Source organism: Hoeflea sp. AS16, assembly GCF_038900095.1.
Classification (GTDB): domain Bacteria; phylum Pseudomonadota; class Alphaproteobacteria; order Rhizobiales; family Rhizobiaceae; genus Hoeflea.
Genome location: NZ_JBBMQQ010000002.1, coordinates 298,047 through 314,420 on the forward strand (window position 1 = coordinate 298,047; position 16,374 = coordinate 314,420).

At 61.6% G+C, this 16,374-nt stretch carries 12 protein-coding genes; 8 read left to right on the forward strand and 4 right to left on the reverse strand.

The features are described 5' to 3' along the window. Positions 1-6 precede the first annotated feature (6 nt). Both WNY80_RS06810 and WNY80_RS06815 read right to left on the reverse strand, forming a co-directional pair. On the reverse strand, positions 7-1,368 hold the full coding sequence (locus WNY80_RS06810; protein ID WP_342886594.1) for an ATP-binding protein: 1,362 nt from the start codon (positions 1,366-1,368) through the stop codon (positions 7-9). Further along, positions 1,368-2,087, reverse strand: a complete 720-nt coding sequence (locus tag WNY80_RS06815) for a response regulator transcription factor (protein ID WP_342886595.1) — start codon at positions 2,085-2,087, stop codon at positions 1,368-1,370. Before WNY80_RS06815 ends, WNY80_RS06810 begins: the two co-directional genes overlap by 1 nt. Positions 2,088-2,329: 242 nt before the next feature. Here WNY80_RS06815 and WNY80_RS06820 point away from each other — a divergent pair, with 242 nt between their 5' ends. From WNY80_RS06820 to WNY80_RS06835, 4 genes are all read left to right on the forward strand, one after another. Then, entirely contained in the window at positions 2,330-2,872 is a 543-nt protein-coding gene (locus tag WNY80_RS06820) for a hypothetical protein (protein WP_342886596.1), read from the forward strand. Positions 2,873-2,981: 109 nt separating this feature from the next. Next, positions 2,982-3,548, forward strand: a complete 567-nt coding sequence (locus WNY80_RS06825; protein ID WP_342886597.1) for a cytochrome b — start codon at positions 2,982-2,984, stop codon at positions 3,546-3,548. A gap of 38 nt (positions 3,549-3,586) precedes the next feature. Then, positions 3,587-4,852 carry an efflux RND transporter periplasmic adaptor subunit gene (locus WNY80_RS06830; protein ID WP_342886598.1) on the forward strand — a complete coding sequence of 422 codons (1,266 nt, stop codon included), beginning with the start codon at positions 3,587-3,589 and terminating at the stop codon, positions 4,850-4,852. After that, the gene (locus WNY80_RS06835) at positions 4,849-7,950 is read left to right on the forward strand and encodes an efflux RND transporter permease subunit (RefSeq protein ID WP_342886599.1); all 3,102 of its coding nucleotides are present in this window, start codon (positions 4,849-4,851) and stop codon (positions 7,948-7,950) included. The genes WNY80_RS06830 and WNY80_RS06835 overlap by 4 nt, the downstream gene beginning before the upstream one ends. 68 nt (positions 7,951-8,018) lie before the next feature. Here WNY80_RS06835 and WNY80_RS06840 read toward each other — a convergent pair whose 3' ends face one another. Next, positions 8,019-8,819, reverse strand: coding sequence for a 3-keto-5-aminohexanoate cleavage protein (locus WNY80_RS06840; protein ID WP_342886600.1), 801 nt, complete (start codon positions 8,817-8,819; stop codon positions 8,019-8,021). A gap of 298 nt (positions 8,820-9,117) precedes the next feature. On the opposite strand from WNY80_RS06840, the gene WNY80_RS06845 reads away from it, so the two are divergent. From WNY80_RS06845 to WNY80_RS06860, 4 genes are all read left to right on the forward strand, one after another. Further along, positions 9,118-10,077, forward strand: a complete 960-nt coding sequence (locus WNY80_RS06845) for a TAXI family TRAP transporter solute-binding subunit (RefSeq protein WP_342886601.1) — start codon at positions 9,118-9,120, stop codon at positions 10,075-10,077. Positions 10,078-10,212: 135 nt separating this feature from the next. Beyond that, entirely contained in the window at positions 10,213-12,966 is a 2,754-nt protein-coding gene (locus WNY80_RS06850) for a TRAP transporter permease (protein ID WP_342886602.1), read from the forward strand. Positions 12,967-12,986: 20 nt separating this feature from the next. Continuing rightward, positions 12,987-13,418, forward strand: coding sequence for a universal stress protein (locus tag WNY80_RS06855; protein WP_342886603.1), 432 nt, complete (start codon positions 12,987-12,989; stop codon positions 13,416-13,418). Between the two features lie 190 nt (positions 13,419-13,608). Continuing rightward, the gene (locus tag WNY80_RS06860; RefSeq protein WP_342886604.1) at positions 13,609-14,934 is read left to right on the forward strand and encodes an aspartate aminotransferase family protein; all 1,326 of its coding nucleotides are present in this window, start codon (positions 13,609-13,611) and stop codon (positions 14,932-14,934) included. A gap of 92 nt (positions 14,935-15,026) precedes the next feature. Here the strand turns inward: WNY80_RS06860 and WNY80_RS06865 are convergent, their stop codons facing one another. After that, a complete protein-coding gene (locus WNY80_RS06865; protein ID WP_342886605.1) occupies positions 15,027-16,373 on the reverse strand; it encodes a four-carbon acid sugar kinase family protein in 1,347 nt (448 codons plus the stop codon). Position 16,374 lies beyond the last annotated feature (1 nt).

Here is a 16,374-nt window from a genome sequence, read left to right on the forward strand (position 1 = left end):
TGTCTGTCAGGCTTGCCGGGTCAGCGGCAGTTTTACCGTTGCCCGCAGTCCGCCTTGTTCGCGGTTCGCAAGATCAATGCTGCCGCCATGCGCGACAATGATCGTTCGTGCGATGGAGAGGCCGAGGCCGGCGCCGCCGGTTTCGAGGCTGCGGCTGTCGTCGCCGCGGGTGAAGGGCTGGAACATGGCCTTGTGACGGTCGGGAGGGATGCCCGGGCCGTTGTCCTCGATGGTGACGATGGCATTGTGCCTGTCCTGCGTGAGTGTCACCTTGGCCACTTCGCCATACCGCAAGGCGTTGTCGACAAGGTTGCCAATGGCACGGCCAAGGCCGACGCGGCGGCCGGTCACCTCGACGCCGCTGGCAACATCGCACGTTGCCCCCCGGTCCTGACACAGCTGCCTCAGCAGTTTGCCGAGATCGAGCGGTTCCATTTTTTCCGCGTCCTGGCCTTCCCGGGCATAGCTGATGAGGCCATCGGCCATGACGGTCATCTCGTCGAGGGTGCGCACCATGGCTTCGCGCAGTTCGTCGTCATCGACCATTTCAGCCCGGATGCGCAGGCTGGTCATGGGGGTGCGCAGATCGTGGCCGACGGCGGCGAGCATTCGCATGCGTTCGGCGTCGAACTGGGAGATCTCGGCCTGCATGGCATTGAAGGCCCGCGCCGCCTGGCGCATTTCCCGGGCTCCGGTTTCTGGAACCCGAACGGTGTGGTCGCCACGCCCTGCAGCCTGGGCTGCCTCGGACAGCTGGCTGAGCGGTCTGGTCAGGTGCCGGGCAAGAATGATCGCCACGCCAAGCACGGACAGCAACGACAGGGACAGCACGGTCAGAAACGGCCTGCTGTCGACACGGCCGGCGCGGGACGGGGCACCGTTGGTGACGACATTGAGCCATTCGGGCTGCCCGTTTCGTGCGCTCAGCGGAATGGTGATGGCAATCACCTGATCTGCATGGGTGGCGCCGTTGCGATCCGCACCGGGCGGAAGCGGCCGGTCGATGATTGCCACGCTGACATCCTGCCGGCCCAGCGTTTCGGCGAGCTGGGAGGCAATGTACCTGGACCGTGTGCCCGTCGCGGTTTCGGTCAGCAACGGGGCGTCTTCCACCCGGACGCGGGCGAAGCGTGTCGATGCATCCCGCGCAATCACCCGCCGAAGCTGGACGTTGACTGCTTCCATTGCAGGGATGAGTGCTGCGATCCGTTCGATTTCGCGTTCCTCGCGGGCCTGCTGATCGAAACTCTGCTGCTGGAACGCGAGCACGGCGAGCGCGATGATGTTGGCGGCAATAATGGCGATCGCCAGCAGGAAGACGAGTCGGGCGGCGAGAGAATCGGGCACCAGGTGCTTGAGACGGTTCATCAGCCTGCCTCGCTCACGTCTGCAACCAACCGGTACCCACCGCCCCATTCGGTCACCAGAAGCTGCGGGTTTTTCGGATCGTCTTCGACCTTGCGGCGCAACCGGCTGATCTGGTTGTCGATGGCGCGGTCATAGGCCTTCGCCTCGCGCCCGGCTGTCAGGTCAAGCAGCGTGGCGCGGGTCAGCACCGTGCGCGGCTGATCGAGGAAAATGGCAAGAAGCCGGTTTTCGGCGGTGGTCAGATCGACGCTCCGGCCATCTTCATGGGTGAGTTTCATGACGTCCGGATCGTGTGTCCAACCGGCGAACTTGCGACGCATGCTCGGAGGCGCCGCCGCTTCCGGTGGCGCGCGCCGCAGGATTGCCCGAGCCCGCGCCAGCAGTTCGCGCGGATTGAAGGGTTTGACCAGGTAATCGTCGGCGCCCAGTTCGAGACCGACGATGCGGTCGGTTTCATCCGCCATGGCGGTCAGCAACAATACGGGCGGGCCGTTGTGCGCAACCAGCCACCGGCACAGGCTCAACCCGTCCTCACCGGGCATCATGATGTCCAGCACGACCAGATGGATGGAGGCTTCCGCGAGGATTTCGCGCGCTTCGGCGGCATGTGCGGCAAGCCGTGTCCGGAACCCCTGCTTGCGCAGATACTGGCCAAGCGGCTCGCGAATGTCGCGGGCATCGTCGACGATCAGGATTTGCGGTGCGATCGGGTCTGTCATGAGGTCTCTCCTTGGCCGCTCTTGGCGTCCACATTTCCCTTAGTAGCATTCTTTGCCCCGGGACAATCAACCGGCGAACGGGCGGTTTCGCGGTTGATTTGTCGCAAGATGTATCAGCCGGATGCCTTGCGACAAATGACGACAAAGCGGCAGTGGCGCTGACACACTTTCCGGCGCAATAGCCCCTAAGTCTGTTTCACCAGGGCGATGCACGCCTCATGGAAATCTCGAAAGGATACGACATGAACAACTCCAAACTCCTCCCCGTCGGCCTTGTGGCAATCATGGCCGTTGTGTCCGGTTACACGGTCGCCAGCGCGCAAACCGCGATGGACAAAGAGGTGCAGGCACCCAAGGTCATGAATGTTGATTTCCGCGGCCATGGTGACGGCCACGGCAAGCGCGGCGGTCGCGGGATGATGCGCCAGATCCTCGAAAAGGTTGACGCAAATGGCGATGGCGCCGTGACGCAGGCCGAAATCGATACCTACAGGTCTGCCGTGGTGTCTGAAGCCGATGCGTCGGGCGACGGCAATATCTCGCTCGATGAATTCGAGACGATCTATCTCCAGATGGTCCGCAACAAGATGGTCGATGCCTTCCAGCGTCTTGATGAAGACGGCGACGGCATGGTGACGCACGCAGAAATGGACGCCAAGTTTGGCAATGTTGTCGAGCGTATGGACCGCAATGACGACGGCAAGCTGGACCGCGACGACCGGCGGGGCCATGACCGTAAGGGGCATGACCGCGATGGGTCCCGTCACGGCGACCGCCGCGGCTGACGCTGACATGGCGAGGGCATTCAAGCCCTCGCCACACCTGTTTTCAGAACGATATGGACTGCAACGAAGCGCGACCCAGATCGCGCCCGGCTCACTGTGGAAATTTCAGATGCAACGGCAGACAGATACGGCACCTCTCAACGACAGCTCCAGTAGCTATGGCCTGGTCTCGCGGCTCAATCACTGGATCGTTGCGGCGGCGATGATCGGAATGCTGGTTTCCGGTCTGGTCATGGCCTACGGGCCGTTTGAGCGTGAGACCGTGTTCGTGATCATGGGGTGGCACAAGGCTATCGGGGTTCTGGTTCTCGCTTACGGCATCTGGCGTGTTGGCTGGCGTGTGGTGCAGGGGTTTGCCGCAGATGCGGCGGTGATGCCGCGCTGGCAGGCGGTGGCGTCACGGCTAACCCATTGGGGCCTGCTCGCTACCGTTCTGGCGATGCCGCTTTCCGGTCTCCTGATGACCATCTATCGCGGCCGGGAGGTTGATGTTTTCGGATTGATCATTCCGGCGCAGGGCAAGATCGACTGGCTGGCCAATGCCGCAGGCATGACCCATCAATTCGCGGCCTGGGGACTTGCAGGCCTGCTGGTTCTCCACGTCGGCGGTGCACTCAAACACCATTTCATCGACCGCGACATGACGCTGCGCCGCATGGCCCTGCGATCGGCCTGAGTTCTGCCCGCAAGGGCAGCGGCGACACTCAATCCAGAATGACGATCAACATTCAGAAGGTTTCCCAGATGCGCAGGCTTGTCACATTGGTTGTCTCGGCGGCGATAGTTGCCGGAGCATATTTCATTGCATTCGGCGTTCCCGCATCTCTCGGGGTCTCATCGGACATCCAGACCGAAGGCGGACAGCGGGAAGGCAGGGCCGCCAAGGGACCGTCGCCGGCAGGGCGTGCTGGCGGGCCGCGTGGTGCGAGGGCGACAACGGTGGTTCTGACCCCGCTGCAAATGCAGCCCTATGAAGACATCCTGCGCGCGATCGGCAGTGCCGACGCAGTGCGCAGTGCCAGCGTGATTTCCAATGTTTCGGGCGACGTGATCGAGACCAACCTTTCCGCCAACAAGGAAGTGTCGGCTGGCGACGTGCTGGTGCAGCTCGATGCCCGCACCGAAATGTACAATCTCGAAATCGCCCAGGCCGAACTTGAACAGGCCCGTGACAAGGTGTTGCGCTACGAACGGCTGCTCGCATCCGGAAATTCGTCGATAACCGATGTTGCCCTGGCCGAGGCGCGTGTCGCCCAGCGGCTGGCCGAGGCGAAAGTGGGCCTTGCCCGAGTGGCATTGGATGACCGGACCATCAAGGCCCCGATTTCAGGCAAGCTGGGTTTGAGCGATGTGGAGATCGGTGACACCTTGTCCGCCGGCAGTGCCATTGTGACCATCGACGATGCCGAGGCTTTGCTGGTGGTGTTCGAATTGCCCGAACGCTCGGTCGGTCTGCTGGAAAAGGGCCAGACCGTCCTGACAAGCACCCCGACCTATACCGGGCAGGTGTTCGAAGGAGAGATCGTCTCCTTCGACAGCCGCATCGACAGCGTCACCCGCAGCGTGACTGTCCATGCCCTGATCGACAATTCCGATGGGCGGCTGTGGCCGGGCATGAGTTTTGCCGTGCGCATTGTCCACGAGAGCGACCCATTGGCGGTTCTGCCGTCAACCGCGATCACCTGGTCGCGCAGCGGATCGAGCGTCTGGATTGATAACAACGGAGTGGCCGAACAGGTTTCTGCGGCGATCCTGTATCGCCGCGACGACCAGGTTTGGATTGAAGCCGACATTGCCCCGGGTGCGATGGTTGTAAGCGAGGGCGCGCAGAAACTGCGGGCCGGGTCTCCCATCGTGGCGGCGAACGCCGCTGAAGGAGATCCGGTGGTTGGCGGGCAAGATGCCGTGCCTGCGCGCGCTGAGCTGAAGCTTGGTCAGGCCGAACCGCAACAGTCCATCTCGACGGAGAAGCCGATATGAGCGCGCAAAAGCCGCAAGGCCGCAAGTCAGGTCTGGCTGATCTCTTCGTTGCCCGCCCGATTTTCGGCGTTGTCATCAATCTGCTGATCCTGATCGCGGGCCTGGCGGCGCTGGCCTCGGTGGATGTGCGCGAGATGCCGGATGTCGATCAGCCGGTGCTTTCGATCCGCACCACCTATGAAGGTGCCGTTCCCGGCACCGTCGACCAGGAGGTGACGCAGGTTCTGGAAGACGCGCTGAGTGCGCTTGATGGCGTGTCCTATATCGAATCGCGCTCTACCACAGGTGAAAGCCGGATCACCATCGATCTCTCGGAAGGGACCGACGTTGATATCGCCGCAAACGAGGCGCGCGAGATCGTGTCTGCAACGCAGCGGGCACTGCCCGATGATATCGACGACCCGGTGGTCTCGAAGAGTGACAGCAATGCCGATGCGATCATCCGTCTCGCCGTGCTGGGCGATGCCACATTCGACGAACTGACCACCCTGGCCGAGGGGGTGATCTATGACCGGCTCTCGGTTATCGACGGCATTGCCGAGGTATCGGTTCGCGGCAACCGGGCCAATGAATTCCGCGTTACGCTCGATATACCCTCGCTGCTCAATCGCGGGCTGACGGTTTCCGATGTCTCGACCGCGCTGCTGGCATTGCGTGACGACACCCCGCTGGGCTCGCTCGAGGCAACATCGCAAACCATCGCCTTGCGTGTCGGCAATGCCGAAGTGACTGCCGACAGCGTTGGCCAGGTGCCGATCAATGCCACCACCCGTGTCTCCGACATTGCCTTTGTCCAGCTGCTTCCCGAGGACAGCGATGTGTTTGCCCGCGTCAACGGCCAGTCCGCCATCGGGCTGGATATCAGCCGTCAATCGGTCGGCAACACACTGGAAATTTCCAAGGCGGTGAGCGCTGCCGTCGAAGAGTTGCGCACAGAATTGCCCGACGGCGTGGACATCCTCATCACCTCCGATGACGGCGTGTTCATCGAAGGATCGATCAATGAGGTGGTCAAATCCATCGGTCTGGCGGCCGTGATCGTGGTTGCGGTGATTTTCGCCTTCCTGCGCTCTGCCAGTGCAACGCTGATCCCCGCGGTGACAATTCCCGTCGCCCTGGTGGGCACCGTTGCGGCAATCTGGCTCACCGGGTTTTCGGTCAACACCATCAGCCTGCTGGCGCTGGTCCTGGCCACGGGCATGGTCGTCGATGACACGATTGTCGTCATCGAGAACATCGTGCGAAAACGCCAGCAGGGCATGGGGGCCTTCGCCGCCGCTGCCGCAGGAACCAACGAGGTGTTCTTTGCCGTGATTTCGACGACAGCGACGCTGGCCGCCGTCTTCATTCCGATCTCGTTCCTGCCCGGTCAGGCAGGAGGCGTGTTCAGTGAATTCGGTTTCGTTCTGGCCTTTGCCGTTACCCTGTCATCGATTTCGGCCTTGACGCTGGCGCCGGTGATGGCGGCGTTTCTCGATCCCGGCCGGGCGGGGGCTGAAAAACCCAAAGCCGGGCCGGGCCGGCTGTCCCGCGCTTTCGACGTCGTGATGGACCGGGCCATTCGCGCGCCGCTGATCGTGATTGCCGTTGCATGCGGCTTTGCCATCATTGCTGCGGGCTCGGCGGCTACCCTGTCTTCTTCCATCACGCCCAACGAGGATCGCGGCTTTTTCCTGGTGCAGGCGCGTGGCGCGCCCGACACCACGCCCGAATATCTCGATGGCCAGGTGGCCATGGTCGAGGACATTCTCACCCCTTACCGTGAAAGCGGTGAGGTGACCGCGGTGCAGAGCATCATCGGCGTTGGTGGTGGCACCAGCGCCTTCATCATCGTGCGGCTGCAGGACTGGAATGAGCGCGACCGGAGCCAGCAGGAAATCATCACCGAGGTCAGCGGTGAGTTGTCGAAAGTGCCCGGTGTCCAGGTCAGTGCGCGCTCGACCAACAGTCTCAACATCCGCGGTGCGGGACGGGGATTGCAATTCGCGGTCACCGGCACCGATGTCACGGCCATGACCGATGCGGCCGATGTGCTGGTCGCGGCAATGGCCCAGGACGGCATGTTCCTCAATCCGCAACTGTCCAGCGACAATGTTCAGGCCCAGTACGAGGTGCGGGTGAACGGAGACGTGGCGGGCATGTTCGGTCTGACCGAAGCCGAAATCACCCAAACCATAAGCTCGATGGTGCAGGGTAAAGTGGCTGTCACCGTGTTTAAGGACGATACAGAAATCGACGTCAACGTGGTGCCGGGTGGCCCTCCGATCAACGATCCGACCGATCTCGAATCCATCTTCCTGCGCCTGCCTGACGGCGCCTATATCCCGCTGTCCGCAGCCGCGACGCTTGAGCCGGTGGTCAGCCAGTCGCAAATCGAGCGCCAGGGCGGATCGCTGGCGGTGTCGGTCCAGGCCAATCTTGGCCAGGGTGTCGATCTCGGCGATGCCATGACACGGCTGAGCGAGATTGCCGCGGAGACGTTGCCAGACGGTATGGGGGTTACCTTTACCGGCGAGGCGGCGTCGCTGTCGGACAGTCAGGCAGGCATGTACATGGTGTTCGGCGTGGCCTTCGTGGTTGTCTTCCTCGTGCTGGCCGCACAGTTCGAGAGCCTTGCCAGCGCAGTTGTCATCATGCTGACGGTGCCCTTCGGGCTTGCGGCTGCGCTGATGGCAATTTCGCTCAGCGGCGGGTCGCTGAACTACTACAGCCAGATCGGGCTGGTCATGCTGATCGGTGTGATGGCCAAGAACGGCATCCTGATCGTCGAATTCGCAAACCAGTTGCGCGAGGCGGGGCAGGATATCGACAGCGCCATCCGTGATGCGTTGCGGCTGCGCATCCGGCCGGTGATGATGACGATGCTGTCGACCGTGCTGGGCGGGCTGCCGCTGATCCTGACATCGGGCGCAGGCGCCGAGGCGCGAATCGCGGTCGGCTGGGTGATCATCGGCGGACTAGGCTTTGCCACCGTGTTCACCCTCTTCCTGACGCCGGTGTTTTACCGCTGGATCGCGGTGTGGGGCGCGGAACCCGGCATGGCATCGAGGCGCCTGGCGGTTGAAAGCGCACCAGCCGCAGAGCCGGGGCCTGCGTAAACGCGGGATCCGGCCTGGCGTCTGGCTTGGCGTCTGGCCGGGTGAGAGTTCACGGGACTCGATAAGGGCTAGGAGCGGTCGCGGCTTGAGATGAACTGCGCAATGCGTTCGGCATTGTCGCGGGCAATGGCGCCGTCTTCATTGATGGTGTTGTTTTCAAAGCCGATGCGGACTTTTCCGCCCATCTGTCCGGCGGCCCTGAGACAAGCGGTTTCACTCTGCCCGAAGGCACAGACTGCCCAGTCGGGTTTCGCCTTCAGTTGCGGCAACATTTGCAGAAAGCCTGCGATGGCATCCGGTTGGCTCGGCACTCCCTGCCCGTAGCGGCCAAGGACGAACAGCATCCTGAGGCGCGTGTCCGGAATGCTTCCCTGATTGGACAGCTTTATCAGGTTGCCGAGGTCATCCGGGGAATAGAGAATATGCTGGACTGCCACCTCACTCTCATTGCACCACTTGTAGAAACCTTCGACCTGGCTGGTCCATCCCTGCGCGGTCATTTCCGCCAGCGAGACCGAAACCGAACGGGGATGGACGGATCTGACAAGGCGGATCTGTTCGTCAGGCGTGTAGCGGCCAACGGCTTCGGTGGTGATCTGATGCTGTATCCCTGGAACCACCTGGGCAAGCTCGGCCAGCAGCTCCTTGTAAAGACCGGCATCGAGCGTGTGGTCGCCGTTCTCGTCGCGCACATGCGCATGGATCCCGTCCGCGCCGGCCTCGGCACAGGCCAGGGCCGTTGAGACAATTTCGGGAATGGTTTGCGGGATGGCCGGATGGTCAGCCTTTTTCAGCCGCGCGCCGTTCGGTGCAACCATGAGGGCCGGCAATGCTGCCTGCGGGGTCTGGATTTTGATTGTTTTTGTCATCTGGCGGGCAATCCCCAAGCACTGGTGCACTTTTGACCATCATTCCAAATTGTGGTGTTTTATTCAACGCGCTTGCCAGTATGGACGATCTCGTTCCCGAGGCCACATGACGCCGCTTTCCTGTGGATATTTCGGCAACAAAATCCGGATTTTTCCGGCGCTGGCCATCGATATGGCGCCTCTCCATCGGGAACCCGGTATATTAGAGGTGGCTCTGGAAGCATAAAGGATTAATACTGCCCTTGCCGCTGAAGGCTGAAGGGCGGCAACTGCATCAAGTTTACAAAGGAGAAGAAACATGAAGCATGTCAGGAATCTTATAGTCGCGGGAGCGATGGCGTTGGCTGTTTCGCCTTCGGCAGCCGAAGACAAGTTCATCACCATTGGTACCGGCGGCCAGACCGGTGTCTATTACGTGGTTGGACAGTCGATTTGCCGCCTGGTCAATCGCGGCACTGCCGACCACAATCTCAAGTGCACAGCCCCGTCGACCGGCGGCTCGATCGCCAATATCAATGCGATTGCTGCCGGCGACATGGACATGGGCGTGGCCCAGTCCGACTGGCAGTATCATGCCTATAACGGCACTTCGAAGTTCGAAGGCAACAAGGTCGAAAAGCTCCGGGCAGTGTTTTCGGTTCACGGCGAGCCGTTCACTGTGATTGCCCGCGCCGATGCCGGGATTTCCAGTTTCGACGATCTCAAGGGCAAGCGGGTCAATGTTGGCAACCCGGGGTCCGGGCAGCTTGCAACCATGGAAGTCGTGCTGGGAGCCAAGGGCTGGACCATGGACGATTTCTCGCTGGCGTCAGAACTGAAGCCGGCAGAGCAGGCCGCTGCACTTGGCGACAACAAGGTGGATGCGATCATCTACACGGTCGGCCATCCGAACGGCTCGATTCAGGAAGCAACATCGACCGTCGAAGCCAAGCTGGTGCCGGTCACCGGTGAAGCCATCGACAAGCTGGTCGCCGACAACGCCTTCTATGCCAAGGCGACAATTCCGGGCGGGATGTATCCCGGCACTCCGGACGATGTCGAAACTTTCGGCGTGAAGGCCACCTTTGTCACCTCCGCAGATGTTGATGATGATGTGGTCTACCAGGTGGTCAAGGCCGTGTTTGACAACTTTGACCGCTTCAAGGGCCTGCACCCGGCGTTCGCCAACCTCAAGGAAGAGGACATGATCTCCGGCGGCCTGTCCGCTCCGCTGCATCCCGGTGCTGTAAAGTACTACAAGGAACGCGGCTGGATGTAATCGGCCCTGCTGGCCCAACTGGGCTAGCCACCTGAATTCGCAAGGACGCAGGCGCAATCCTGCGCCCTTGCTGAAAGCTCAATGTTCAGATCTGGACAGGTGACCGACCCGGAACCGGGCGGCGAGGGGGACTTCATGACGGACAAAAACAACACGCAGACCGCTGGGGATGCAGCAAAGAACGAATTGTCTCAATCGGAACTCGATGCGCTCGTCGCATCGTCTGATACCGGTGTTCGAGGGACAACCGGCGCCGTCGGCAAGTTCATTATGCTGGTTGCCCTGTTCTGGTCGCTGTTTCAGCTCTGGTTTGCATCTCCCATCCCGTTCGTGATCGGATTTGGCGTCTTCAATGACACCGAAGCCCGCTCGATTCATCTGGCCTTTGCCATTTTTCTCGCCTTTGCAGCGTTTCCGGCAGACCGGACCAAGTTTCAACTCGGGCTCGGAATGGCGGTGCCGCTGATCCTTGCAGCCCTGTTCATGATGTCGTCGAAAGATGGCACAGCGGTGTGGTGGATCCCGCTGGTGGCGCTGGCGATCTCCGGCGCGGTGTATCTCGGTTCCTACCGGGACCGGATTCCGCCCTGGGAATGGGCGATGGCCGTTATCGGCGCCATGGCCGCACTTTACCTCTTCTTCTTCTATCGTGACATCTCAAGCCGCGTGGGCGCCCCGATCACCCAGGATTTCGTGGTCGCGGTGATAGGCATCCTGCTGCTGCTGGAAGCAACCCGCCGATCACTGGGCGCGGCGCTGATGATCGTGGCCTCGGTGTTCCTGGCCTATACGGTGCTAGGGCCCTACATGCCCGACATCATTGCCCACAAGGGCAACAACCTGTCGGAAATCGTCAACCACCAGTGGATCACCACGGAAGGTGTCTTCGGCATCGCGCTGGGCGTTTCGACCTCGTTCGTGTTCCTGTTCGTGCTGTTCGGCTCGTTGCTCGACCGCGCCGGCGCCGGCAACTATTTCATCCAGGTGGCCTTCAGCCTGATGGGCCACATGCGCGGCGGACCGGCAAAGGCTGCCGTCGTGTCCTCGGCGATGACCGGACTGATTTCAGGCTCGTCGATCGCCAACGTGGTGACCACGGGCACATTCACGATCCCGCTGATGAAGAAGGTCGGGTTTTCGGCCGAGAAGGCGGGCGCGGTCGAGGTTGCCTCATCCGTCAACGGGCAGATCATGCCGCCGGTGATGGGGGCTGCCGCCTTCCTGATGGTCGAGTATGTCGGGATTCCCTACTTCGACGTGGTCAAGCATGCATTTCTTCCCGCCGTGATTTCCTACATCGCGCTGGTCTACATCGTGCATCTTGAAGCCATGAAGGCGGGCATGGAGGGGTTGCCTCGCGCCTATACACCCAAGCCCATCGTGCAGCGGCTGATCGGCATTGCCTTTACCATCGCGGCCATCTGTGCGGTCTCGTTTGCCGTCTATTACGGCATGGGCTGGCTGCGCCCGGCATTCCCGGTCATGGCCCCCTATATCGTCTTCGTGCTGATTTCAGCGGCCTATGTCGCCCTGGTGCGTGTTGCCTCCAGGGAAGAGCCGCTTGAGCTGGATGACCCGAATGCGGCGGTGACCAAGCTGCCACTGCCCGGACCGACGGTACGCTCGGGCCTGCATTACATTCTTCCTGTCGTCGTGCTGGTCTGGGCACTGATGGTGGATCGCCTGTCTCCCGGTCTGTCCGCATTCTGGGCAACCTCCTACATGATTTTCATTCTGCTGACCCAACGGCCGCTGATGGCGTTTTTCCGTGGCAACAGCCAAATCGGAACCGCCGTGCGCCAGGGCTGGAAAGACCTGATCGACGGTCTGGTGGTCGGCGCCCGCAACATGATCGGCATCGGCATTGCCACCGCGACGGCGGGCATCATTGTCGGAACGGTCAGCCAGACCGGTGTCGGGTCCTCGCTTGCAGACGTCGTCGAGGTTCTCTCGGGCGGCAATATCATGGCGATCCTTTTCCTCACCGCGATCCTGTCGCTGATCCTGGGGATGGGCCTGCCGACAACGGCGAACTACATCGTGGTCTCGGCATTGCTGGCGCCGGTGATCGTCACGCTCGGGCAGCAGAACGGTCTCTTGGTTCCGTTGATCGCGGTGCATCTGTTCGTGTTCTATTTCGGCATCATGGCTGACGTGACCCCTCCGGTCGGCCTGGCGAGTTTTGCCGCTGCGGCGGTGTCGGGCGGCGATCCGATCAAGACCGGTGTGATTGCGTTCTTCTACAGCCTTCGCACCGCTGCCTTGCCGTTCCTGTTCATCTTCAACACCGAGTTGCTGCTGATCAATGTCACCTGGCTGCAGGGCATATTCGTCTTCTGTATAGCCACGGTGGCGATGCTGTTGTTCGCCGCGGCGACGCAAGGATGGTTCCTGGTCCGCAACCGCATGTATGAATCCGCGCTTCTGCTGCTGGTGGCCTTCACCCTGTTCAGGCCCGGATTCTTCATGGACATGATCTTCCCTCCATACCTGGAAACGGATCCGGCTGAGATCACCGAAGCTGCCGCAGACACAGCAAGTGGGGACTCGCTCAGGGTCCGGGTTGCCGGCGTCAATGATCTTGGCGATCCGATCGAGTTCGTTGCTCTGCTGCCGATCGGAGAAGGTGCCACGGGCGAAGAAAAACTCTCCGCCGCGGGGCTTAGCTTCCGCCAGGACGGCGACAAGATGATGATCGATGATGTGGCGTTCGGGTCAGCTGCTTCGTCTGCCGGCCTCGACTGGGACCAGCAGGTGTTGCGTGTTCTCAAGCCTGTCGACGTGCCGAGCAAGTACTGGATGTTCATTCCGGCCCTGTTGCTCCTGGCCATGGTGGTGATGATGCAGCGGCGCCGGTCGCCGGGCGTTGTTTCAACCGCAGCTGCATAACCCGAACGAGGAGAAACGCCATGTACAAGACCATCCTTGTCACCATCGACCTGACACACAAACCATCATGGGAAATGGCGCTGCCTGAAGCCGCGGCACTGGCAAAGGCCAGTGGCGGGGTGCTGCACGTGTTGTCGGTGGTGCCGAAAGTCCGGTCGCCGCTGGTTGCCGGGTATCTGCCGCCCGGCTTCGAAACCCACGCACTCGAGGACGCCAGCTCACAGCTCAGCAAGATTGCCAAAGACAACATCGACCCTTCGATCGAGAGCCATGTCCATCTGGCGCATGGCGTTGTGCATGAGGAGGTCTTGAAGGCCATCGTGACGGTCAAGGCCGATCTCGTGGTCATGGCCAGCCATTCTCCGGACCGGGTCCGTGAATTCCTCGTGGGGTCGCAAGCCGACCGGGTGGTGCGGCGTTCACCCGTTTCGGTTCTGGTTGTCAGGAAATAGCAAGGTCGGGGCCTGGTCCGCTATCGCGCGGACCTTGATCTGGAAACGGTCCATGCGAGCAGCCTCACTTGATTGGCCCCACTTGAAAGCTGGTGCATGACCGGCTTTTGGGCGCCTGGCCATTCGATATCCATAATTTCGTCGAGGATCAGCGGATGATCCATATACCGGTCCAAGGAGCCCGCGTGACATGAGCCATGTCTTTTCCCGCCATACGAAAATTCACCCACCCGTCGTGGCCTCGGGGCAGGGCTGCTACCTGTTTGACCAGAGCGGCAAGCAATATCTCGATGGATCAGGCGGTGCTGCCGTGTCCTGCCTGGGCCACGGTGACGCGGATGTCATCGCCGCCGTCAAGGCGCAGCTCGACAAGATCGCTTTCGCCCATACCGGCTTTTTTACCTCCGAACCGGCAGAGGCTCTGGCTGACCTGTTGATCTCCAAGGCACCCGAAGGCATCGAGCGGGTCTATCTCGTCTCCGGCGGGTCCGAGGCGACGGAAGCTGCGATCAAGCTCGCGCGGCAATATTTCGTGGAGAAGGGCGAGCCCGGCCGCTCGCGGCTGATCGCGCGCAAGCAGAGCTATCACGGCAACACCATCGGCGCCTTGTCGGCCGGCGGCAATGAATGGCGCCGGGCGCAATTCGGTCCGCTGCTTCTGGATGTGAGCCATATCGATCCCTGTTACGACTACCGCTTGCGGCATGTCGATGAAACGCCGGAAGCCTATGGCTTGCGTGCGGCCGACGCGCTCGAGGCGGAAATTCTGCGGGTCGGGCCGGAAACCGTGATGGCGTTCATGGCCGAGCCGGTGGTGGGCGCGACCTCGGGCGCGGTGCCGCCGGCGCCCGGGTATTTCAAGCGGATCCGGGAAATCTGCGACCGTTACGGCATTCTGCTGATCCTGGATGAAGTCATGTGCGGCATGGGGCGCACCGGAACGCTATTCGCGTCAGAGCAGGATGACGTCAAGCCGGACATCATCGCCATCGCCAAGGGACTTGGCGGCGGATACCAGCCGCTTGGCGCGATGCTGTGTTCGGGAGAGATCTATCAGGCGATCGAGAACGGCAGCGGTTTTTTCCAGCATGGCCACACCTATATGGGTCATCCGGCGGCATGTGCTGCAGGGCTAGCAGTGGTTGGGGCGATTGAAAACAGGAACCTGCTGCCGAAGGTCGAGGAAATGGGCCGGTTGCTCAGGGCCGGATTGCAGGCCCGTTTCGGTCAGCACCCCCATGTCGGCGACATCCGTGGCCGCGGGCTGTTCGTCGGTGTCGAGCTGGTGCAGGATCGTGAGACCAAGCAGCCTTTCGCGTCGGGTGATCGCATCTCAGCCAAAATCAAGGCTGCGACGTTTGACGCAGGCCTGATCTGTTATCCGATGTCGGGAACCATCGACGGCCGCAGCGGCGATCACGTGCTTCTGGCGCCGCCCTATATCATCACGCCCGAACAGGTCGGGGAGCTGATCGACAAGCTGGCGATCGGCATCCGTGCAGGCACCGGGGTTTGAGCCAATCAACCCGTCGCATTGGTGCATGACAAGGGAAGTTCATGCCTGTTTGGCGATGGACCAATCCGAATGGAAGTCCGGTCGTGTGACGGCTATGTCCCGGTTTTTGCCTTGCGAAAAAAGTCGCGATCACCCATCTGTCCGCCCTTGAGCGTCACTTCCAGCCCGTCGATATCGTCACTGCTTGAATGAACCCGGCAAAGCGGTGCGCCCGGTGCAAGCGGGGCAACCGCTGACAAGGCTCTCACGCCCAGCGCCGTCATTGCATGTCCCGACGTGTCGCCGCCCGCGACTGCCACGCGTGGCAAACCGGTTTTCCTGCGAATGTCTGCAACCAGCTGCCCCAGGCCGGTTCCGATCCGGTCATTGATGGTTGCTGCGGACCGTCCCGACTTGATGATCGCCTCTGCGAGACGGCTTTGCGAAGACGCATCAGGCCCGCGCGCAGTGGCGACGATAACGTCACGCCCTTGGGAAAGCGCTGCGAGGGATTTTTGCCGTGCGTGTTCCAGAGCGTTGTTCCATTCATCCGGGCTGATCGCGGAGGTCGCGTCGAGATCGATGATCTGAAATCCGTGTTTTTCCGCGGCCTCGATTTGTGAACTGTTGATCGGGGAACAGGAGCCTGACACGCAGAAGAGCTGATCCACCGGCATGAGCCCCGGCTGCTCGAACGTGGACGGTATCCGCCCGAGTGCGCGCAAATGTTTCACCAGCGCGTACTCAACCCCCTGTGAGCCGATTGCGAAGACCGGGCCTTGGCCATCATGCCACAGCAGCCGGCCGGCCTCGGTCAGCGTTTCGTCGTCAACAACGTCGATTGCGATGATTTCCGCGCCGTTTTCGATCTGGTCCGCAAGGATCCGGTCCGTGTGCCCGGACTTGATGCTGGCAAGATCGACAAGGCCGGTCTTGCGTTCGGTCTGGTGCGACAGGTGCAGCCGGACATCGGCTTCATCCATCGGGGTCGTGGGATGACGGCTCATGACCGGATGCCGGTCAAGCCGGTAGACGCCATCGTCGGTGCCGGCGAAGAGGTTTCCAAAGGCCTGATAGCGGCGGATTGCGGGTGCGCCGACGATCAGGGGATGCCAGGCACCGCCGACGATGGGAGCGCCGATGTCGATGGCCTTGCCGATCGAGCCGCAGGTGGGTGATGAATCGAAGGTGGAGCAGACCTTGTAGTGAACGATCGGCGCGCCGAAACCGGCCAGCGCGGAAAAAGCTTTGGGCAGGTTGTCTTCCATCCAGGCCGGATCACGCGACCGGGCCACGCCGGCTATTCCCATGGCGGCGAGATCCGGGAAGCCGGCGAGTTCCTCCGCGCTCGGCGGCTCGAGAAACATCACCGTTGGAATGCCGGCGAATGACAGGACCTCCATCACGGCGGAGGATCCGGTGAAATCGTCGCCGTAAAAGGCCAGGATGGGGTCTGCCACA

Coding starts and splice junctions, on each gene's coding strand:
- WNY80_RS06810 (WP_342886594.1), bottom strand. CDS start 1,368: ATGAACCGTCTCAAGCACCTGGTGCCCGATTCTCTCGCCGCCCGACTC.
- WNY80_RS06815 (WP_342886595.1), bottom strand. CDS start 2,087: ATGACAGACCCGATCGCACCGCAAATCCTGATCGTCGACGATGCCCGC.
- WNY80_RS06820 (WP_342886596.1), top strand. CDS start 2,330: ATGAACAACTCCAAACTCCTCCCCGTCGGCCTTGTGGCAATCATGGCC.
- WNY80_RS06825 (WP_342886597.1), top strand. CDS start 2,982: ATGCAACGGCAGACAGATACGGCACCTCTCAACGACAGCTCCAGTAGC.
- WNY80_RS06830 (WP_342886598.1), top strand. CDS start 3,587: ATGACGATCAACATTCAGAAGGTTTCCCAGATGCGCAGGCTTGTCACA.
- WNY80_RS06835 (WP_342886599.1), top strand. CDS start 4,849: ATGAGCGCGCAAAAGCCGCAAGGCCGCAAGTCAGGTCTGGCTGATCTC.
- WNY80_RS06840 (WP_342886600.1), bottom strand. CDS start 8,819: ATGACAAAAACAATCAAAATCCAGACCCCGCAGGCAGCATTGCCGGCC.
- WNY80_RS06845 (WP_342886601.1), top strand. CDS start 9,118: ATGAAGCATGTCAGGAATCTTATAGTCGCGGGAGCGATGGCGTTGGCT.
- WNY80_RS06850 (WP_342886602.1), top strand. CDS start 10,213: ATGACGGACAAAAACAACACGCAGACCGCTGGGGATGCAGCAAAGAAC.
- WNY80_RS06855 (WP_342886603.1), top strand. CDS start 12,987: ATGTACAAGACCATCCTTGTCACCATCGACCTGACACACAAACCATCA.
- WNY80_RS06860 (WP_342886604.1), top strand. CDS start 13,609: ATGAGCCATGTCTTTTCCCGCCATACGAAAATTCACCCACCCGTCGTG.